A 20,660-nucleotide genomic window follows, 5' to 3' on the forward strand; every position below is an offset into this window, starting at 1 on the left:
AAAAGCTATTTTTTGATTAATTTATTGAATTTAAGCAATGAAAAGTATCGATTATTTATAGAGGAGGGTTTCCTGGGGATTCTTTTTGATTAACTCCCTGATTATCTTTAAATAAAGAAATTGTTTTATCAACATCGTTTTTGTATGGGTTGAATTGTTCTAAAATCATTTTTTTAACATTATCAGGGGTTTCATCAGGAAAGACAAAACGAGAAAAATCAAAAATAGCTTGTAAACTTTCAAGTTGTGAAAGGTTTTTGTGTTTTATGGTATCTATAATTTTTTCAGAAATACTTAATTTAAAGTAATTTTCAAGAGAATTTGATAATTCTAATTTTTGCTTATTAGTTATGTTTGGTTTTGTTGATAATTTAATAAAAGCTTGGATTTAAACCCTTAAGCTATTTACATTTGGGTTGGGTCTTTCATATTTTTTAATTGAATTATCAATTCGCAACTCTTCTTGTGGAGGTTGATTAACCTTTTCTGTTTTTGGGTTGCTTGAACATGATAATGATACAGATATTGGGACCAATAAAGTTAGAGGAATATACCATCGCTTATACATTTTTTTCATAATTTCCTTTAATTTTCAATTATTTTGCTTATTTTAAGAAGTCTTTTTAAAACCAAAAAACTAATTTTTAGCTCTTTTTAAAAGCATTTTTATATTCTTTGGTTTTTAGTTAATTAATTAGCAAAATAACTATTTTATTATATTAATAATTATGAAATTTTGTTTACATTAAATGATTTTAATGACTAAAAATTAAAAATTTTGCATAAATATTGAATTTAGGTTTGAAAATTAGCCTTTTTATCAATTAATTTAGCAAGCAAAAAATATTTTTAACCACAAATCTAAGCTTTTTTAGTTATTTATTTGTCTAAAGTCTATATAATTAACTATATAAATTACCGACAAATTTAAGGAGACAACATGACCAAAAAAGAATTTATTGCCGCAGTTGCAGAAAAAATCGAAGTTACTCCAAAAGAAGTAGACAGGGTTTTCGATGCAATGGTTTTTGTTTTAAAAGAACAATTAATCACCGAAGACAAAATTCAATTATCTCAATTAGGTATTTTTTCGACTGCAATTAAACGTCCACGTAAAATTTATAATAAATTCTCTAAAGAAGAACAAGAAGGTGATGTTAAATTTGTAGATATTCCACAAAGACGTGTAATTAAATACAAACCTTCAAAATACTTACGTGAATTAATTGACTTCAACTAATCAATAAAGTTTAAATAACCAGGAAATTCTAAGGTTAACTCTTTAGAATTATCTTTTAATCAGCTAATATTCACTGATTTTACAGTATTAAAAGCCTTTTGCAATACTTCAAAAGGTATTTTAAAAAATAGATTGTAATTTGACATATATAAAATTACGAAAGCAATTCCTGATAATTTGTTGATTTGAGATAAATACAAGAACTGATGTTCTTTAATTTGATTTAGATAAAAAGAATCTCCTTCACAGGTTTTAGCTTCAAAACAAATAAAGTGACCTTTTGAATTTATTCCGATATAATCTACAGTACTCTTGCCAATAATTTGGACTGAATGAGCCTTTAATTTATTTTGAACTCGTTCAATAGTTCTAAATTTGTATGGTAAGAGTTTCTTTTCAATAAAAGCAATTTTATTAATAGCTAAAAATTCAATTGTATTATTAATAATTTCTTCGAGCAACATTCCTTTGTTTTTGTTCATATCTTAGTAATAAGATTTTTGTGTAAAAAACAAAAAATAAAGCATAAGCTTTATTTAATTATTGATATACCCATGTATGGAGTTAGAACTTGTGGGACAGTGATTGTTCCATCGCTATTTTGATATATTTCAAGAATAGCTGCAATAACACGATCTATTGCTAGAGCAGAACCATTCATTGTATGAGCGTATTGGTTTGTTCCTTGTTCATCTTTATAACGAATCATAGCTCTTCGAGCTTGAAAATCACCCATGTAGCTCACTGAAGAAACTTCACGATAACGTTGTTCACTTGGTAATCAAAGTTCCAAATCAATAGTTTTTCGTGAACCAAACCCCATATCTCCAGTACACAAAAGCACTTCGCGGTAAGGAATTTGTAGCTGTTCAAGCACATCTTTTGCATCGTTTAGCATTAGATTAAACTCTTTTAATGCATCTTTTTGGTTGGTTATTTTAACTAATTCAACTTTTTTAAATTGGTGTTGTCTAATGATCCCTTTAGTATCTTTTCCTGAGCTACCTGCTTCACTTCTAAAGCATTCAGTGTAAGCTGTTACTCTAAAAGGAGTGCTTAAATCAACAATTTCATTATTGTAATAATTAGTTAAAGTAACTTCAGCAGTTGGAATTAAATAAAAATCATCCCTATCAAGTTTGAATAAATCTTCTTCAAACTTAGGTAATTGACCAGTTCCGTATAAAGCTTTAGATTTTACTAATACTGGAGTGGTTAATTCACAATAACCCTTAGAATTGTGCAAATCCAGCATAAAACTAATTAAAGCACGTGCTAATTTAGCCCCAGCATTTTTATACATAATAAAACGTGAACCTGATAATTTAACAGCACGCTCAATATCTAAAATATCTAATTTTTTAGCTATTTCATAGTGAGGCAACATTGGTTTAACTAATCCACGACCCAAGTTTGGATGCTCAGATAAAATAACATTATCTTGTTCGTCTTTTCCAAATGGTATTTCATCAAGCGGAAGATTAGGGATTTCAAGAGCTAATTTTTGAATTTGCTCATTTAAAGCTTGTTCCTGTTCATTTAGTAAGTTTTCTTGTTGTTTGCTTTGAACAATTAAACTCTTTAACTCTTGCAATTTGTCAGGTTGATCTTTGTATTTTCCAAAATCTTTAGAAAGCTTTCCTAGCTCAGCTTTTTTGCTTTGAGCTTGAAACATTAGGCTTCCCCTTTTTTGTGCTAATTGCAAATAACGATCAAAAATAGCAAGGTTAAATCCTCTTTTTTGCAAGGATTCTCTCGTTTTTTCAGGGTTTTTTAAAACATATTTAATATCTAACATATAGCCTCATTTTTGTGATTAAAATTATACACTTTTTATCCTAAAAATAAAGCAAAAGTGTGCTTCTAAATAAGAAAAATTATACTTTTAAGTGCGAAAAATGAATAAAAAAGTTATTTAAATATGCATAACGTCTTTTTTAATCTATTTGCTATAATATATATACGTCTATTTTAAGTATTAAAAGGAGGATTTATGAGCAAGAGAACATACCAACCAAACAAACGTAAACATGCTAAAGTTCATGGTTTTCGAGCTAGAATGAAAACAGCAAATGGTAGAAAAGTATTAGCTAGAAGAAGAGCTAAAGGTAGAAAATATTTAACAGTTTCAGATAAATAATTAAAATGAAAAAAGAAAATCGACTAAAGAAAAATTGAGAGTTCAATGAAATTATCGAACTCAAACAGCAATTTTTGAATAAATATATTATTGTTTATTATCAAGAATCAAATTTTTTAAAAGTTGGTTTAACAGTTCCGAAAAAATTTGCTAATGCAGTTAAAAGGAACTATTACAAGAGACAATTACGAGCTATTTTGCAAAATATTCATATTCAAGAATTTAAATATAAGTTTGTCATTATAGTTCGTAAAGAATTTTTAATAGCTTTATTTGAAGATAAACAAAAAGCTATTAAAGAATTATTTGAAAAGTTTAAAAATGGAAAGATCAGATAAATTTAATTATTTTTTAAAAGATAAAGATCCTGTCGAAAGAAGAAAAAAGCTCTTAAAAAGAATCTGAAAATGATTCAAGGTAATTGTCGTTATTGTTGTTTTAGGATTTACATTAACAGGGTGTATTCAGTCATTTGTAATTAGACAATCTACCAATGTTGGAGCCGGATTAGAATTTACCAGTTCAAAAAATCAAATAGGACCTAAAGTTACTGTTTTAGAAAATGAAACGCAAACTTTAGAGTTACCTTCTTCAGGGGAAAATTCTGAAACAACCAAAATAAATATTAATACCTACAAACCAAATACTAATACAAACCCTTACATTTCAAATCCCACTATTTTAGATCAAATTAGAAAACAATTAAATGGAGAAAATGGAGAAGAGGGTTATTACGGAAGAGACAACACTTACTCATCAGGAATTGTTTTAAACGAAAACAAAAACACCATTTATAATAAAAATAATAATTACTTAATTGCAGCAATAAGCTCAAGAAATGATATTAAACGTTTTTTACCTGACTATCATTTTGTAAACGACATTAAAGATATTTACTTTTTTAATTGATTTGAAAAAGTAAATGACAAAATAGAGTTTTTAAAGTATCTTAAACCAAACAGTCAAAACCAAGAACTTATTTCTGACGCAAAACAAGCAACTAATAATGGTGTTATCTCTGTTGGTTGGGTATCCGGTTTATCAAAAATCGACCCATATACTGAAGAAATTTCAATTATTAATGGAGTGAACAAACAAGAAACTCAAGAGAAACAAGAGAGACTTTTGATAAGAAAATTTAACAGAGATATTCTTCAATTGTTTTATGATAAGACTTTTGCTCAAGGTTCAGATTTTGTGAAAGCTTTAGGAAAAGATCCTTCTTTATTCTTAAAAGAAAAATTTGATGAAGCACAAAAAAATGCACAAGCAAAAAATCCGGTTTTATTCACATTAACTCCAAAAGAAGAAGTATTAATTAGAAAATACATTGAAATAATGGGTTCATGGTTTTCGAGAACAGGTTTTGTATTAAATAATAAAACCGATTTAGAACCTAAAAATAATCAACCAGGCACAACAACAAACCCAAATGTTGGTAACAATTCTACTACTGAAAATAACACAGAAGCAGTAGCACAAGACAACTTTAAGAAATATTTATATGATGAAAATCTTATTAAAATATCAGACGGGAATATTCCGCTTGCTTTCCAAGATTCAATGCCGTTATTAAACATTTCTTCATGAGGAGAAGCTTGAAAATATGGGCCATTTTACGGAATTTTCGTATATCCAACATCAGCAGTTATTAATGCACTTTCTCAAGGAATTGGAATTTTAAAAGGTTGAGGAACTATTATTGTTTTATTCTTAGTTACCTTCATAATTAGGGGTGCAGTATTTGCTTTAACTTTTAAATCAACAGCTAAAATGTCTGTTCAAGAAGAGCTTAAAAGTAAAAGAGCCATAATTGAAGCTAAATATGTTGGTTTTGATAACAACAAACAAATGAAGGCTCGGAAGGCACAAGAATTACAAGCTTTAAATAAAAAGTACAATATTTCATTCTTAGATACTATTGGTGCCCAGATTCTAACGCTTCCAATTTTTATTACAATGTGAAGGGCAATTCAAATCATTCCTTCAATTAAATCAACAGAATGATTGGGAATTAACTTTAGTTCAACATCATACACAAAGGTTGGAGATGGTGAGTTTATTTACTTATTAGTGCTGATTTTGGCAGTGTTAATTCAATTACTTTCTTCAGTTCTTCCGATTATGCTAAATAAGAAAAGATTCAAAGAAAGAACATCACTCGCAGAACAACAAGCACTCAAAAAACAAGAAAGAACACAACGTATTATGATTATTGTGTTTACTGTGTTTGTTGTCCTATTTTCAGCCGGGGTTCAAATTTACTGAATCTTCACTGGATTATTTACCATTATTCAAACACTAGTAATGTGAAGAGTTAAGAAAACTGAATGATTTAAAGAACACTTTTCTCTTAAAGCACTTGCAAGACAATAAAAAATAACCGCAAGGTTATTTTTGTTTTTAAATACAAAAAATGCAATAAAAAAACAGCAACTCCCTATTTTTGCATCTCTGCTATCTTCGGCACTAACGGGCTTAACTACTGAGTTCGGAATGGGTTCAGGTGATCCCCGTTGCTACAATCACTGTGAAATAATTATAGCACAAAAAATCTTTTTTAATATTTTTCTTCAATTTTTTTAAGCGTTATTAGTATAATTAAAACATAACTATTAATATAGAAAAGAAAGAGTATGGAACAAGAATTTAAAGATTTAAAAGTAGGACAAATTATCGATGTTCAAGCTTATAAATTTAATGGATTTTTGTATCGTCAATGAAATTCGGCTAAAGTTATTTTTAACAATTCTAGACATATTGTATTATTTTTATATAAAACAAAAGTTAGTGATTATAATAAAAAAATCAATCACTGAAGATATAGTGAAAATGCACTATGATTTTTTCCAAAAAACTCATATTTCAATGCAATTTTACTCCTTAAAAAGAATTCAAAAGTTTATCATTATATAAACATTGCTTCTAAACCAATTTTTGAAGACAACACTATTAAATTTATTGATTTTGACCTAGATATTAAATGTTATCCTGGAAAAGACTTACAAATTGTCGATCGTGATGAATACATAAAAAATAGTATTCAAATGAAATATCCCAAAGGGATTAAAAAATTACTTTTTAATGAAATTCAAAATATTTGCTCATTTTATGCAAATTATAAGTATTTTTTTAATCCACAAATTCTAGCTTATTATGTTGAGATTCTATTTAAAGATAAATTGATAGATAAAAAGTTTTTTGATAAAATTCTCAAACTCAATGCTCAAGAATACAGCGAAGAATTTAATATGCTTTCTGATTTAACAGAAAAAATTATTTAAAACAAACAACAAACACCCAAACTTAGATAGCGAATCGCTTTAGAGGGTGTTTGTTGTTTTTTATTTAGAAAGAAACCATTACTAAAATATACCAAATTCATCCAAATTTACCTTTTTAGTTGATTTTTAATCAAAATATGGGAACTTTCTGGGAACTTTTTAAATGGTCAAAATTTTATATATAATGAAATTAGATTTAGGTAAACCTTTTACTATTTAATAGTAAAAAGAACTCATTTTTTATTCATTAGACAATCAAAAAGTAACAGGAGTATTATGAGAATTAAATATGATTACTACATCATGCTCACTGAGTGCTTTATTAGCTAAAAACTATTTAGAAAGTTTAAAGATTAAAACCCCTTATTTTATTAATCTAATTAGATTAAAACAACAAGAACAAGAAGTAAAAACTAACAATAGCATTATCTTTGATCAATTTGTAAAAAATTTACACAATAAATCTCATTCTAATACACAGGATAACAAAATTAATTACTATCAATACGATTTTTTAAAAGATAAAAAACAATTAATAAGCTCAAAACAAGATTTTTCCGATCATATTATTAACAAAATTAATTCATTATATCAAGAACTTAAACTCCCTAAAACTTTTTCTGATGAGCAAATTACAAAAATCTTTGAAGATGATTTTTTGAATGGTCAAAGTATTGAGAATGTTTTAAATAATAATAATAATAATAATATTCTAATTTTACAATCAAACGATGATCGCTCTCCTATTGGACTAGAATATGTTCTCAAAGAAGAAACAGAAAATCATGTAAATATTTTAAAAATTGATCCACTTGAAATCGATCAAATTGAAGCTCTTGATATAATAGCAACAATTTATTTAAGTCAAAAACCAGTCTTTAATGTTATTTTGCTTCCAAAAGGTAAACAGTTTAAACCTAAACACACAAACAAAGAAGAAAATAATCAATTATTACTTAATTTATATCAAAAATATAAATTCAGAGCAAACCAGTTTTTATGATTGATATTTTGATGACAATATTTTTAAAAAAATAAATGCTATCCAAAACAAACAAGGAATTTTATATAAGCAAAATTTATTGTTAAATAATTTAACTGACGAATCTATCGATGATTTACCTTTAAAATCAAAAATAAAGATTATCAAAAATACTGATGATTTTAATGAATTTATTGTTAATCCAATTCAAAAAGTTGCTCAAAAACTAAAGGATTCCTTGACTAAAGAAAAAGTAATTAATGATTTTGAAATAAACTTTTTAAATGCTCAAAAACTAAATAATGTCCTTAAAAAGTTTGATATTGTAGTGCAACGAATAATTGAAAAACCAAGCATGTTGTCATTAAATGATCCAGATCAATTGGTCAAATTACCTAGTTCTAATTCATCAAAAATACATTTAGCTTTTATTAATGCAAGAGAATTAATTTTTAATTTTACAGGTAAATTTCAATCTCTTAACAAAAAACCAAAGCTTTATTATCAGATTCTTGTAGTTCCAAAAAACTCACAGATAGAGATTGTAGATAAGTTAAATTTCAAAGAAACTCATCACTTTTTATTATCTAACAAAAACTTATATTTAAATAATTAGCAAAAATGGAAGTTTGACATTTAATAGGTGCTCTTAAATTACAAAATAATTTTCATACTTAATTTAATATTTTTTAATATAATAAAAAGTAAACGATTTTATTTTTGAAATATTAAAAATAAAAATCAGTTTCTATATTTATTTTAAGGAGTAATATGGCCAGAGAAGGTTACACATTAGCATGTACTGAGTGTAAAATGGAAAATTACATTTCAAAGAAAAACAAAAAAAATCATCCCGAAAGAGTAGAATTATCAAAACACTGCTCAAAATGCAACAAACACACCAATCACAAAGAGAAAAAGTAAATTCCAGAAGGAATTTACTTTTTATTAATTGCATTTAAGTATCCTAGAGCAACCATTGCTTGACAAACATGAATTTTGAGATGTGGAAATAATTGATTGATTTGCTCTTGCAAATTTTGGATAAGATTAATATCTCCTCCAGTAATAAAAATATTGTTTATAAGCTTATTTTTAACGTTTTGATTTAAAAATAAGTGTGCAATAATATAACCTAAAAAAGTTCGATATGTTCCACTATTCACTGAGTTTAAAGTATTTAGACCCATTTGTAAATTAAAGGCAATTGGATAATTTCAAGTTGCATTTCCAGATGAAGATTTTTTCAAATGTTGTTGTAATTTGTGAAAGGAAAAACCAATACCAGGAGCAATTGAAACACCAGTGATGGTTTTATTGATAATTTCAATAGCCACGGAAGCACTTCCAAACATAAACACAAAACTATTTTCAGTAAATGTATTAGCATACCCAGCACATGAGAGGATATCTAATCCAATTTTTTCTTTCCTTGTAAGAGTTTGTACATTCAAATCATAACTATGATCAATGATTTGAATGTTTTGGAGATTAAAAGTATTATTTAAAATATTTTTTAAACTCTGAGCAAATATAATTGAAGGACTTCCAATATAAATTTTTGACTTTGGTTCTAGTAAATTTTCAAGTTGTTTTTTAAGTGAATTTATAAGCTTACTTTTGTTCTTTTTCAGCAAATATTGTGAAGATCCAATAATTATTTCTGGTTGAAGTTCTTGATTAGTTTGTGTATTAAAAAGATTCATTTTGATATTAGTATTACCAATATCAAAAATAACTATTTTATTCATAATTGTTCCAATATTTTATCAATTTTTATAGCTAAATAATACTTGTCTAAATGAAGAAATTTGCTTATGTGTCCATTTTTAAGAATAATATATCCACTACTCTGATTGCTTGCTAAAGTTTGAGCATTGTTAATAATAATAGCATCCAAGTTTTTGGAAATGAGTTTTTTCTTACCATTTTCTAAGATATTTTGAGATTCTAGAGCATAACCAATCTTAATTTTTTCTGGATATTTAAGAGCAATATCTTTTAATACATCTTTCCCAATGGTGTATTCAAAATAAATTTGCTCATTCTTTTTAATTTTTTGCTCGTGAGTTTTAAAAATTAAATCACTTACAGCACAAAGAGAGATAAAACAATCATTTTGCTGAATATATTCATCAACAGCAGTGTAGTATTCTTGTAGAGTTTGAATGTTAATGATTTGTACATGAGCAGGAATTTGATTGTTTAAGTGTTCCAAATTCCCACTAATAACGGTCAAATCGTATTTTTGAGCTAGAATTTGGATTAAAGCTAATCCACTTTTTCCGCTTGAAGGAACGCAAACAACTCGAACTGGATCCAGATTAACTCTGGTATATCCAAAAGTTAATAAAACCTTCTTTTTAGGTTTATTTTCAAGAAAATCAATTAAATATTCTGGTTCGATTGCTCGACCAATACCTGTGTCTCCATCTTTAAGTTTTCCATAATTTGGACCGATAAATGTTGCCCCGAGTTGTTTAAGTTTTGCTAAATTAGCTTGTAAAAAGTCATTTTGATACATTTTAGTATTCATAGCCGGTGCAAAAATTACTTTATTAAAACTTACAAGACTTAATGCAGTGGTAACAAAATTATCAGCTATCCCACTAGCAACTTTTCCAATAGTATTAAAAGTAGCTGGATAAACAATTATTCTATCAGCTCATTTTACAATATCTACATGAACAGAATTATTCTTTTGATATCAATTATTTGCCAAACAATTTTCTAGCATGAATTGAGGAACAAAATTACGTGCAGAAGGCGAAAGGGCATATTGAACCCTGTGCTTTTGTTTTCTTAAAACCTCAATAAGTTGTGGAGATTTAATCGCGGCAATGCTCCCTGTAATTAGTAATAAGACTTTCATAAATGCATTATAATTATAAACAATATGTCCTTCTTGCAAATATTTAATAAAACGAAGAACCACAAATTTAAGCACTTTTTTGATAAAACAAGAGTTTTCAATTCGGTTTCGTTTGTAGTTTATTTAGCCATTTGACTTTGCTTATTCGTTTTATTAACATTTACACGCACTGGTCTTATTCCACTAGGACCAGTGAGTATTAATTTAAATACCATTTTATTAATTCTAATGGGAATTCATTTAGGGTTTAAAGGAGCTATTTTTGGTGGTTTGTTTTTAGGTTTTTGTTCATTTTTCGGAGCTATGACTTTTGGTTCGATTTTGTTTATTTATCCATTAATATCGATTTTTCCTCGCTTTGTGCTTGGATTTTTTGTGTATTGATTGTGTTATCAAGCCCGGAAAATGATTGATTATGCAACTAAGAAAAGCAAAAAGAATTTATGAATGATTAAATTAACTTGTTATTTTTTAGTTGGTGCTTTAAGTGCTTTAGCAAATACAGTACTTGTTACATTTGGATTATTTTTACACAAATTAATTTTTGGACTTGAAAGCATAGGATCATTTGAAATATGAATTGGATTAATTTGAATTCAAGCAATTTTTGAGTTTTTATCAATTGGTCTTTTATGTTTAATAATGTCTAGTTTTTTATACTCGCTTTCATCAAGGAAAATATCGTTTTATTCCCAAAAAATTAAATGATAAGCAGTTATGTTTTTGCAATTGTTTTTTATCTTAGAAATAAAGCCTAATGTTGATTTTTGCTCATTTTGGTATAATTTAAAATAATTATTATAAGGAGCAAAATGGAAGCAAAAAAACACAATTATGATGCAAGTAATATTAAGTTTTTAGAAGGATTAGAACACGTTAGAAAACGTCCTGGAATGTATATCGGAACTACATCAAAAACCGGACTTCACCACATGATTTGAGAGATTGTAGATAACTCAGTTGATGAGTGCATGGCCGGATTTGCAACTCGAATTGAAATTACCATTACTAATGACGAACATATTATTGTTGAAGACAATGGTCGCGGAATTCCAGTTGGTATTCACGAACGTTTTAACATTAGTGCTTTAGAAGTGGTTTTAACTAAATTAAATGCTGGTGGGAAGTTTGAATCAAATGCATATAAAGTGTCAGGAGGATTGCACGGAGTTGGTGCCAGTGTAGTTAATGCATTAAGCGATTCAATGAAAGCCTGAGTTAAAAGAGATGGTAAACTTTACTATGCTGAATTTGCTAATGGTGGAAATACTGTTCAACACACTCATGTTATTGATGAGGTTCCAGAAGGAATTACTGGAACTAAAATTGAATTTCATCCAGATTATTCAGTCATGGAAAAAGTGCCTTTTGATAAAGAATTAATTATTGACCATGCTAAACAAATTGCTCACTTAAATAAAGGACTTTTTGTCTCGGTTACTGATCATCGAGACAATTCGTATCAAGAATTTCAATACGATAATGGAATTATCGATTATGTCAAAGAACTAAATGAAGGACAAACTCCAATTAATAATGAAATTATTTATGCTTCAGGAGATTTTTTAGTTAATTCAGATAACAATAGCAATCCAGTAAATATTGGAGTTGAAGTTGCTTGTCAATATTTGCAAAATTTTTACAGAAGCAATATCATTTCATATACTAACAATATTTCAACCCACGAAGGCGGCACCCATGTTTTAGGGTTTTATGATTCTTTAATTAGAATTGTAAATAATTATGCAATTGAAAAAGGTTATGTTAAAACTGATGCTGAAAAATTTGCTCGTGAAGATTTAATCGAAGGATTGACAGCAATTATTTCAATTAAGCATCCTGATCCACAATTTGAAGGACAAACTAAAGGTAAATTAGGTTCTAAAGATGCTCGTCAAGCTGTTAATAGAATTTTTTCTCAAGTTTTTGAAAGATTACTGATTGAAAATCCTGATTTAGCAAAGAAAATTATTGATAATGCTATTTTAGCTCGTAAAGGAAGATTAGCTTCAAATGCTGCCCGTGATAGTGCACGTAGAAAAAGTGCTTTTGATAATGGTGGCTTACCAGGTAAATTAAGCGATTGTTCAAGTAAAAACGCTGAAATTAGCGAACTTTATATTGTCGAGGGGAACTCAGCTGGGGGTAGCGCTAAAATGGGTCGTGATCGAACTATTCAAGCAATTTTACCACTTAGAGGTAAAGTAATTAATGTTGAAAAAGCTCGTCAAGAAAGAGTTTTTGAAAATGAAGAGATTATGTCGCTCATTACTGCTCTAGGAACTGGACTTGGTGATACATTTAACATTAATAAACTCAGATATCATAAAATTATTATTATGACTGATGCTGATGTTGATGGTTCGCACATCCGCACCTTACTTTTGACATTTTTCTACCGTTATTTCCGTGAATTAATTGAATATGGATTTGTATACATTGCTCAACCTCCTCTTTATAAAGTGCAACAAAACAAAACTGTTGAATATGCTTACAACGATGCTCAAAAAGACCAAATTATGAGCAAATTAAATCCAACACAAAAAATCAACATTCAACGTTATAAAGGACTTGGAGAAATGGATCCAGCTCAACTTTGAGAAACCACTATGAATCCAGAGAATCGAAAAATGCTCCAAGTGCAAATTAAAGACGCACTCAAAGCTGATAAAGCATTCACCACTTTAATGGGTGAATTAGTTGAACCAAGAAGAAGATTTATCGAAACCAATGCCAAATATGTCAAAAATATTGATTTATAGTTTTAAGCAAAAATTAAACTCAGAACGGGTTTAATTTTTTGTCAATTTTTTGCCTTTAGATTAAAATGTGGAAATTTTATGGAAATCTTTTAAGGGGTAAAAATTTTATATATAATAAAGTTAGCCATGGTAATTTTTACTTAATAAGTAAAAACATTATTTCGTTCTTTTATAACTAGTTTTACAATTATGCTGATTAAGATATTTATCTTATAAATATTTTAATCCCTGTTCTAATTTTATTTAACATCAATAACATTTAATCAGGAGAAACACATGAAAAGTAAAAAAAGATTAATAACAAGCACATTATCAATTTTAGCTTTAGGAACTATTGTTTCTACAGCAATAGTTTACACAAGCAAACACAGCGTTAAAAAAGAATGATATGACGGAATTAAAAACGCTAAATTTGAAGTTAGAGAGGCTTTCTCTCAAAGTCAATCAACAAATTCGAGCGTTAGAAATGCTAATAATGACTTTGAATTAAAGTTATTATTGAATCATAAATATGATAATTTCAATGATTTAACAAATTCAGAATATTTAGAAAAACAAAATCTCAATTTTGTTAATTTAATTAAAGACAAGAAATTAAAATTTAAAGATTTTATAATCAGTAAAGAAACACCAATTGTTTGATTTTACTTTAATAATGAGCAAGAAAGGGAAAAATTTGTAAAAAAACTACAAGAAAATGAAAATATTTACAAATTTATCGTATACAAAAATAATTCTTCTAATAATACAAAACAATTAAGTTATTCAAATTCATATAACAATTTTTACTATAACAATGGTATAGATTTAAATCAATATGACATTTTAAATAAAAATGATGTTTTTAGAACAGTTAATTTTAGTCAACAAAGAGACCGTGATTTGAAATGAAAAAGTTCAAATCCACATTCAGTAGCTGTTTTAGAATTTGATGGTGGCTTTATACCATCTCTAACTACTAACAATTTCGAAAAAAACGAAATTGAATTTTTAAATAGAAATGCAGAAACAGATAAACATTCCATTATTGTTTCTTCTATTGTAAGCGGTGAGGAAGGTATTGATACTAGATCAAAACTCTATTTTTCACAATGAGAAAAAGAAGGTGTATGACAACAAAGACTTGAAGATCTTATTAAAAATAATGTAAAAATTATTAATCACAGTTATGGAGCTGGAGATGATTGAGCCAATAGATTTTATGGGGAAAGAAGCTATATAATCGATTATCTTTCGAGAAAATATGGTGTTGTTAATGTTTTTGCTGCCGGTAATAGTTACGGTTGAATAAGCAGAGAAGCGCTATCATATAATTCTATTGTTGTTGGTGCTCTTGATGAAAAATATAGAAATGACGTGCGTGATAACAAAGTATTTGATTATTCAAATTATAAACTTGATGAATCTGTAGAAGATTTAGCAAAACCTTTTGTAGTTGCTCCTGGTCATTATGAATTTAAAATTGACAATTACGACGGAACAAGTTTAGCAGCTCCTGTTATTACTGGTCTTATATCGACATTATTACGAATTAGACCATGATTAGATAATGATGATTATAGAATTCCTTCAATTAAAAGTATTTTAAGTGCTTCAGCGGTTTCGACCAATGATACTGAGCAAACAACAAAAAGAAACGGTTTTAGCAATAAATATGGTGCAGGGATTCCTGACTTTGAAAAAATGAAAGAAGCTACTGATAATTTAAGACGCTTTAGCGTTGATTTTAACGATAAACGTGATATAGTTGGAGAGTCAAATAGTATTTATCTTTCTTCGGGAAAAACCATAAAAGCTTCCCTTTCTTGATTGTTTAATGCTGGATTACTAAACAAACAAGAAAATCTACCTACCTACAATCCTAATGTAAATTGATGATGATTCTTATTCCCTATTGGTGGCATTGTAGCTAACATAGTTGAAGGTGATAGACTTAATAGAGAGACTGCTAATTGATACCAAACACACCGTAATTCCGAATGATTAAAACAAGCAGAAGCTTTAAAAAGGCAAAATTCTAAATTTTCTGATTATGATTTATTGTTACAAAAATATGAATATGGTAGAGGTTGAGTAACTGTTAAAAGTTCTGCCTCAATAAAATCTAACGATGAATTATTAGAATATAAGGTGACTGAAAGTGGTTCATATAGAATTGTTGTTAAAAAATATAAATCTGCTTTATTTAATAATTCAGCACCTGACAAAGGAGCGTTTACATATGTCATTAAGGAATAAATTATTAAAAATCACTTTAATTGGTGCACCAGCATTATCAACAATTATTACATCGTCTTGTTCGTTTAGTTTTTTAACAAATAAAGATTATTTAGAAAGCATAAGATATAAAACACCTTATTTTATCAATTTAATTAGAACAAAACAACAAGATCAAGGAATCAAAACCAATAATAGCTTAATTTTTGATCAATTTGTTGGAAGTTTGCATAATAAATATTCTCATTCAGATACACCTGAGATCAAAAAGAAATATCGTCGTTATAACTTTTTAAAAGACAATCAACAATTAATTAGTTCAAAACAAGATTTTTCAAATCATATTATTAACAAAATTAATTCATTATATCAAGAACTCAACCTTGATAAAACTCTTTCTGATGAGCAAATTACAAAAATCTTTGAGAATGATTTTTTAAATGGGCAAAGTATTGAGAATGTGCTAAAAGATAACAAGATTCTCATTTTAGAATCAATACATGATGAGGTTCCTATTTGATTAAAATATGCTTTAAAAGAAGAAGTAGAAAATAATATAAATGTTTTATGAATCGATCCGTATCAAATTAAGCAAGACGGAGATTACGATACACGATATATTATTAGACCTAATAGAAGCATTTTCAATGTTATCTTAATTCCAAAAGATAAAAACTTTACAATTAAAGAGACAAGAAAGGAAGAAAACAATAAACTATTAAGTGATTTATATCACGAATATAATTACAAAGCAGACCAGTTTTATGATTGATATTTTTCACGCGTTACAGGTAGAATAAATATCATTCAAAATGAACAAGGAATTGCATATAAACAAAATTTACTACTAGATAATTTAACTGATGAATCTTTAAGTGAATTACCTTTAAATTCTGAGATGAAAATTATTCAAAATTCTAATGATTTTAATGAATTCATTACCAACCCAATGCAAAAAGTTGCTCAAAAACTAGGAAATCCTTAACTGATCAAATAATAATAAGTGATTTTGAAACAAATTATTTAAATGCTCAAAAATTAAATGAGGTACTTAAAAATTCTGATATTGTAGTGCAACGGACAATTGAAAAAGGGAACATACTCTCGTTAAATGATCCAGACCAATTGGTAAAATTAGCAAATCCTAATTCATCAAAAATAGAATTAGCTTTCATTAACGCAAGAACATTAATTTTCAATTTTTTAGGTAAAGGTCAAGCATGACATTACTTTGTAAATAAAAAACCAGAGATTTCTTATCAGGTTTTAATAGTTCCGAAAAGCGCTCAAGTAGAGATTAAACCAAAATTAAACTTTAAAGAAACAAGCGACTTTTTATTAAATAATAAAAGCTATTATATAAAAGCTGAGAAAAAATTTTATTTAGAAAACATGCTTGAAAAAACGACTCATCTTATTAATTTAGTTAGAATGAAACAAGAAGATCAAGGAATCAAAACTAATAATAGCTTAATCTTTGATCAATTTGTTGAAAGTTTAGATAAAAAAGCTTTTGATAAAGAAAACCCTAAAAAATTAAAGGGTAACTATAATAAATACTCTAAATACAATTTTTTAAAAGATAATCAACAATTAATTAGTTCAAAACAAGATTTTTCAAATCATATTATTAATAAAATTAATTCATTATATCAAGAACTTAAGCTTGATAAAACTCTTTCTGATGAACAAATTACAAAAATCTTTGAAACTGATTTTTTAAATGGACAAAGTATTGAGAATGTGCTAAAAGATAACAAGATTCTCATTTTAGAATCAATTGATAATCGTTCTGGTATTGGTTTTAAATACGCTCTCAAAGAAGAAACAGAAAACCATGTAAATGTTTTATGAATCAATCCGTTTGAAATTAAGCAATATCAGAAATTTGATGATATCAATACAAGCTCATTTAAACCTAATAGAAGTGTATTTAATGTTATTGTGATTCTAAAGATAAAGAATTTACAGTCAAAAAGACAACTAAAGAAGAAAATCAACAATTATTAAATGATTTATACTATCAGTACGATTATGAACCAGATGAGTTTTATAATTGATATTATAATGATGATATTTGAGAAAAAATAAACAAGATACAAAATAAGCAAAAAATTTTCTATATACAAAATTCACTATTAAACAATTTAACTGATGAATCTGTAAGTGAATTACCTTTAAATTCTGAGATAAAAATTATGAAAGAAATTAAGGACTTTAACGAATTTATTGTCAATCCAATGCAAAAAGTTGCTCAAAAACTAGGAAAATCTTTAACTAATCAAGTAATCCTAAACGATTTTGTGAAAAATCATTTAGGAGGTTATCCATTAGACAAAGCACTAGAAAATTATAATATTATCGTGCAACGTTCAATTCAAACAGGAAAGACATTTTCGCTAAACACTCCAGATCAATTGGTTAAATTATTAAATCCTGATTCACCAAAAATAGAAGTAGCACTGGTTAATGCAAGAGAATTGAATTTTAATTTTTAAATAATAATGAAGAAAAATTCAATCGTCTTAATAACCAAACCCCAAAGATTTTTTATCAAGTACTTGTAGTACCAAAAAATACTCAAGTAGAAATCAAACCTAAGTTAAACTTTAAACAAACAAATAAGTTTTTATTAAACAACCAATAATTATATTCAAACAATTAGTCAAAAATAAACAAGAACAATATCTGGTTAAAATAGAAGAGATTTCCTTGTTTAGCGTAATTTACTAATTAAAACAGAATAAACTTTTTATTTATAGAACAAAATATTATTGCATTTTTTGATACAAGCACATTCAGTCAAGTAATAAACACAGTTGGATATAGTATTTTATTATTGGCGTTAAAAGTAATTATAATCGCAATAACAGTAGTATTTTCTGGATTTGCTGTTTATCATTTAGAGATCTTTAATTTGGACTTGGTTTATTCTAAAATTTTTACATTAATAACAAATTTTAAAAACAAAAATGTCTTAATCTCTGTAAATTAAAGTTTTATAGTTAAAAGAATAAAAACCGTTTATATCCTTTAAATGTGGATAAACGGTTTTTTAATTACTAAATATTATAAATGTTAACTTACTAAAGTTAATTCTCATACAATTTTTCCATTTCGATAGCTGAATTATTTTACAACTCATTTTTTCTTGTTATTTTTTTCTTTTAAATATGTTTAATTAAAATATGAAAAAAATGTGGAAATTTTATGGGAATCTTTGTAAGGGGTAAAGTTTTTATATATAATAAAGTTACATATAGCAAGATTTTACTTAATAAGTAAAAACATTATTTCGTTCTTTTATAACTAGTTTTACAATTATGCTGATTAAGAGATTTTTAAGATAAATATCTTAAGCTCTGTTCTAATTTTATTTAACATCAATAACATTTAATTAGGAGAAACACATGAAAACTAAAAAAGATTAATAACAAGCACATTATCAATTTTAGCTTTAGGAACTATTGTTTCTACAGCAATAGTTTACACAAGCAAACACAGCATTAAAAAGAATGGTATGACGGAATTAAAAACGCTAAATTTGAAGTTAGAGAATCTTTTATCAAAACCAATCAACAAATTCAAGCGTCATAAATATTAACAATAACTTTGAATTAAAGTTATTGTTAAATCACAAATACAATAATTTCAATGAATTATCAAATTCAGAATACTTAGAAAAACAAAATCTCAATTTTGTTAATTTAGTTAAAGAGAAGAAAGTAAAATTTAAGGAGTTTATAATTAGTAAAGAAACACCAATTGTTTGGTTTTACTTTAATAATGAGCAAGAAAGAGAACAATTTGTAAAGAAATTACAAGAAAATGAAAATATTTACAAATTTATCGTATACAAAAATAATTTTTTAATAAGATAAAACAATTAAGTTATTATAACTCTTACAATAATAATTTTAGTTATAACAGTGGTGAAGATTTAACTAAATATGATATTTTAAACAAGAATGATGTTTTTAAAACAGTTAATTTTAGTCAACAAAGAAAGCGTGATTTAGATTCGGGTGGTTGAAATTCACATTCAGTAGGTGTTTTAGAGGTTTATGACGATGAATATCCTTCAGCATCTAATACTGACAATTTTCATGCACAATGGTTTTACTTCGTTAGTAAAAGATAAATTAAAAACAATAAGAGAACATGGAATTAAGGTGTCTTCTGTTCTAGGAGGTGATGAAGGTATTGATACTCGTTCTGAACTTTATTTTTCTCAATTTGAAACAGATGCTGAATGACAAAGAAAAATTCGAAGAACTCATTAAAAATAATGTCAAAATTATTAATCATAGTTATGGAGCTATTAATGATATAAAGCATAGATTCTATTCAGAATGAAGTTATATAGTTGATTTTCTTTCAAGAAAATATGGTGTTGTTAATGTGTTTGCTTCCGGAAATGAAAACGATGATGGAATAGATTTTGAAAGTCAAATCGAACATGGTTGAATAAATAATTCTGCTTTATCGTATAACTCTATTGTTGTTAGAAATTTTGATAAAAATTATAAACAAGATGTTCGTAATAATAAAATAGACCGTTATTCAAATTATAAACTCGATTCATCTGTAGAAGATTTAGCTAAACCTTTTGTGGTTGCTCCTGGTCATTATGAATTTAAAAGTACAACGAGCGAAGCGTACAAGTTATGCAACGACCTGTTGTAACTGGTCTTATATCAACATTATTAAGAATTAAACCATGATTAGATAATGATGATTACAGAGTACCTTCAATTAAAAGCATTTTAAGTGCTTCTGCAATTGCTACTAATGACGATACACAATGAACAAAATCAAATGGTTTTAGCAATAAATATGGTGCAGGGATTCCTGACTTTGAAAAAATGAAAGAAGCTTCTGATAACTTAAAACGCTTTAGCGTTGATTTTAACGATAAACGTGAGATAGTTAATGAGTCAAATAGTTTTTATGTTTCTTCAGGTAAAACTATAAAAGCATCACTTTCTTGAATGTTTAATGCTGGATTGCTTAATAAACAGGAAAATCTACCTACTTATAATCCTAATGTAAATTGATGATGATTCTTATTCCCTATAGGTGGTATAGTTGCTAATGCAATTGAAGCGATCGATTAAAAAGAGAAACTGCAAATTGATATCAAACACACCGTGATACTGAATG

General features: G+C 27.1%; 23 protein-coding genes and 1 rRNA gene. 18 read left to right on the forward strand and 6 right to left on the reverse strand.

What is annotated here, in order from left to right:
- Positions 1-388: 388 nt before the first annotated feature.
- On the reverse strand, positions 389-577 hold the full coding sequence (locus AC1RP9_RS00260) for a hypothetical protein (protein WP_481822414.1): 189 nt from the start codon (positions 575-577) through the stop codon (positions 389-391).
- A gap of 363 nt (positions 578-940) precedes the next feature.
- Between AC1RP9_RS00260 and AC1RP9_RS00265 the strand changes: the two genes are divergently transcribed.
- The gene (locus tag AC1RP9_RS00265; protein ID WP_481822415.1) at positions 941-1,240 is read left to right on the forward strand and encodes an HU family DNA-binding protein; all 300 of its coding nucleotides are present in this window, start codon (positions 941-943) and stop codon (positions 1,238-1,240) included.
- On the opposite strand, the gene recU is transcribed toward AC1RP9_RS00265, so the two are convergent.
- Positions 1,237-1,722, reverse strand: a complete 486-nt coding sequence (gene recU / locus AC1RP9_RS00270) for a Holliday junction resolvase RecU (protein ID WP_481822416.1) — start codon at positions 1,720-1,722, stop codon at positions 1,237-1,239. The genes AC1RP9_RS00265 and recU overlap by 4 nt on opposite strands.
- Before the next feature lie 50 nt (positions 1,723-1,772).
- On the reverse strand, positions 1,773-3,038 hold the full coding sequence (gene serS / locus AC1RP9_RS00275; protein WP_481822417.1) for a serine--tRNA ligase: 1,266 nt from the start codon (positions 3,036-3,038) through the stop codon (positions 1,773-1,775).
- A 195-nt stretch (positions 3,039-3,233) separates the two neighbouring features.
- On the opposite strand from serS, the gene rpmH reads away from it, so the two are divergent.
- From rpmH to yidC, 3 genes are read left to right on the forward strand one after another with little or no spacing between them, the layout of a single operon-like run.
- Positions 3,234-3,380 carry a 50S ribosomal protein L34 gene (gene rpmH / locus AC1RP9_RS00280; RefSeq protein WP_036464075.1) on the forward strand — a complete coding sequence of 49 codons (147 nt, stop codon included), beginning with the start codon at positions 3,234-3,236 and terminating at the stop codon, positions 3,378-3,380.
- A gap of 5 nt (positions 3,381-3,385) precedes the next feature.
- Positions 3,386-3,718: a ribonuclease P protein component gene (rnpA, locus tag AC1RP9_RS00285; RefSeq protein ID WP_481822418.1), complete on the forward strand. Its 333-nt coding sequence runs from the start codon at positions 3,386-3,388 to the stop codon at positions 3,716-3,718.
- Positions 3,702-5,756 carry a membrane protein insertase YidC gene (gene yidC / locus AC1RP9_RS00290; protein ID WP_481822419.1) on the forward strand — a complete coding sequence of 685 codons (2,055 nt, stop codon included), beginning with the start codon at positions 3,702-3,704 and terminating at the stop codon, positions 5,754-5,756. Before rnpA ends, yidC begins: the two co-directional genes overlap by 17 nt.
- Before the next feature lie 51 nt (positions 5,757-5,807).
- Here yidC and rrf read toward each other — a convergent pair.
- Positions 5,808-5,913: ribosomal RNA gene (gene rrf, locus AC1RP9_RS00295) — 5S ribosomal RNA — on the reverse strand.
- A gap of 103 nt (positions 5,914-6,016) precedes the next feature.
- On the opposite strand from rrf, the gene AC1RP9_RS00300 reads away from it, so the two are divergent.
- The 4 genes from AC1RP9_RS00300 (at position 6,017) to rpmG (ending at position 8,570) form a co-directional block, all read left to right on the forward strand.
- Positions 6,017-6,664: a DUF402 domain-containing protein gene (locus AC1RP9_RS00300; protein ID WP_481822420.1), complete on the forward strand. Its 648-nt coding sequence runs from the start codon at positions 6,017-6,019 to the stop codon at positions 6,662-6,664.
- Between the two features lie 289 nt (positions 6,665-6,953).
- Positions 6,954-7,694 carry a hypothetical protein gene (locus tag AC1RP9_RS00305; RefSeq protein ID WP_481822421.1) on the forward strand — a complete coding sequence of 247 codons (741 nt, stop codon included), beginning with the start codon at positions 6,954-6,956 and terminating at the stop codon, positions 7,692-7,694.
- Positions 7,695-7,746: 52 nt separating this feature from the next.
- Positions 7,747-8,262, forward strand: coding sequence for a hypothetical protein (locus tag AC1RP9_RS00310; RefSeq protein ID WP_481822422.1), 516 nt, complete (start codon positions 7,747-7,749; stop codon positions 8,260-8,262).
- 155 nt (positions 8,263-8,417) lie between these two features.
- Positions 8,418-8,570, forward strand: a complete 153-nt coding sequence (rpmG, locus tag AC1RP9_RS00315) for a 50S ribosomal protein L33 (protein WP_036434678.1) — start codon at positions 8,418-8,420, stop codon at positions 8,568-8,570.
- A gap of 14 nt (positions 8,571-8,584) precedes the next feature.
- On the opposite strand, the gene AC1RP9_RS00320 is transcribed toward rpmG, so the two are convergent.
- A complete protein-coding gene (locus tag AC1RP9_RS00320) occupies positions 8,585-9,397 on the reverse strand; it encodes a type III pantothenate kinase (RefSeq protein ID WP_481822423.1) in 813 nt (270 codons plus the stop codon).
- A complete protein-coding gene (gene coaBC, locus AC1RP9_RS00325) occupies positions 9,385-10,593 on the reverse strand; it encodes a bifunctional phosphopantothenoylcysteine decarboxylase/phosphopantothenate--cysteine ligase CoaBC (RefSeq protein ID WP_481822424.1) in 1,209 nt (402 codons plus the stop codon). The genes AC1RP9_RS00320 and coaBC overlap by 13 nt, the downstream gene beginning before the upstream one ends.
- Positions 10,594-10,710: 117 nt before the next feature.
- On the opposite strand from coaBC, the gene AC1RP9_RS00330 reads away from it, so the two are divergent.
- The 10 genes from AC1RP9_RS00330 to AC1RP9_RS00375 all read left to right on the forward strand — a co-directional run bounded on the left by AC1RP9_RS00330 (position 10,711) and on the right by AC1RP9_RS00375 (position 20,614).
- Positions 10,711-11,229, forward strand: coding sequence for a hypothetical protein (locus AC1RP9_RS00330; RefSeq protein ID WP_481822425.1), 519 nt, complete (start codon positions 10,711-10,713; stop codon positions 11,227-11,229).
- Positions 11,230-11,330: 101 nt separating this feature from the next.
- Positions 11,331-13,280, forward strand: a complete 1,950-nt coding sequence (gene gyrB / locus AC1RP9_RS00335) for a DNA topoisomerase (ATP-hydrolyzing) subunit B (protein ID WP_481822426.1) — start codon at positions 11,331-11,333, stop codon at positions 13,278-13,280.
- 276 nt (positions 13,281-13,556) lie between these two features.
- Positions 13,557-15,518 (forward strand): S8 family serine peptidase, encoded by a 1,962-nt coding sequence (locus AC1RP9_RS00340; protein WP_481822427.1) that lies wholly within the window; start codon positions 13,557-13,559, stop codon positions 15,516-15,518.
- Positions 15,502-16,482: a hypothetical protein gene (locus AC1RP9_RS00345; protein ID WP_481822428.1), complete on the forward strand. Its 981-nt coding sequence runs from the start codon at positions 15,502-15,504 to the stop codon at positions 16,480-16,482. The genes AC1RP9_RS00340 and AC1RP9_RS00345 overlap by 17 nt, the downstream gene beginning before the upstream one ends.
- Positions 16,483-16,568: 86 nt before the next feature.
- Complete coding sequence (locus AC1RP9_RS00350) at positions 16,569-17,507, forward strand: hypothetical protein (RefSeq protein WP_481822429.1); 939 nt, start codon at positions 16,569-16,571, stop codon at positions 17,505-17,507.
- A gap of 188 nt (positions 17,508-17,695) precedes the next feature.
- Positions 17,696-17,995: a hypothetical protein gene (locus tag AC1RP9_RS00355; RefSeq protein ID WP_481822430.1), complete on the forward strand. Its 300-nt coding sequence runs from the start codon at positions 17,696-17,698 to the stop codon at positions 17,993-17,995.
- Positions 17,996-19,123: 1,128 nt separating this feature from the next.
- Positions 19,124-19,378 (forward strand): hypothetical protein, encoded by a 255-nt coding sequence (locus AC1RP9_RS00360; RefSeq protein ID WP_481822431.1) that lies wholly within the window; start codon positions 19,124-19,126, stop codon positions 19,376-19,378.
- A gap of 225 nt (positions 19,379-19,603) precedes the next feature.
- The gene (locus AC1RP9_RS00365; RefSeq protein ID WP_481822432.1) at positions 19,604-19,780 is read left to right on the forward strand and encodes a hypothetical protein; all 177 of its coding nucleotides are present in this window, start codon (positions 19,604-19,606) and stop codon (positions 19,778-19,780) included.
- Positions 19,743-20,183, forward strand: coding sequence for a S8 family serine peptidase (locus AC1RP9_RS00370; RefSeq protein ID WP_481822433.1), 441 nt, complete (start codon positions 19,743-19,745; stop codon positions 20,181-20,183). Before AC1RP9_RS00365 ends, AC1RP9_RS00370 begins: the two co-directional genes overlap by 38 nt.
- Positions 20,165-20,614: a hypothetical protein gene (locus AC1RP9_RS00375; protein ID WP_481822434.1), complete on the forward strand. Its 450-nt coding sequence runs from the start codon at positions 20,165-20,167 to the stop codon at positions 20,612-20,614. Before AC1RP9_RS00370 ends, AC1RP9_RS00375 begins: the two co-directional genes overlap by 19 nt.
- Positions 20,615-20,660 lie beyond the last annotated feature (46 nt).

Source organism: Mycoplasma sp. 3686h (assembly GCF_056781225.1).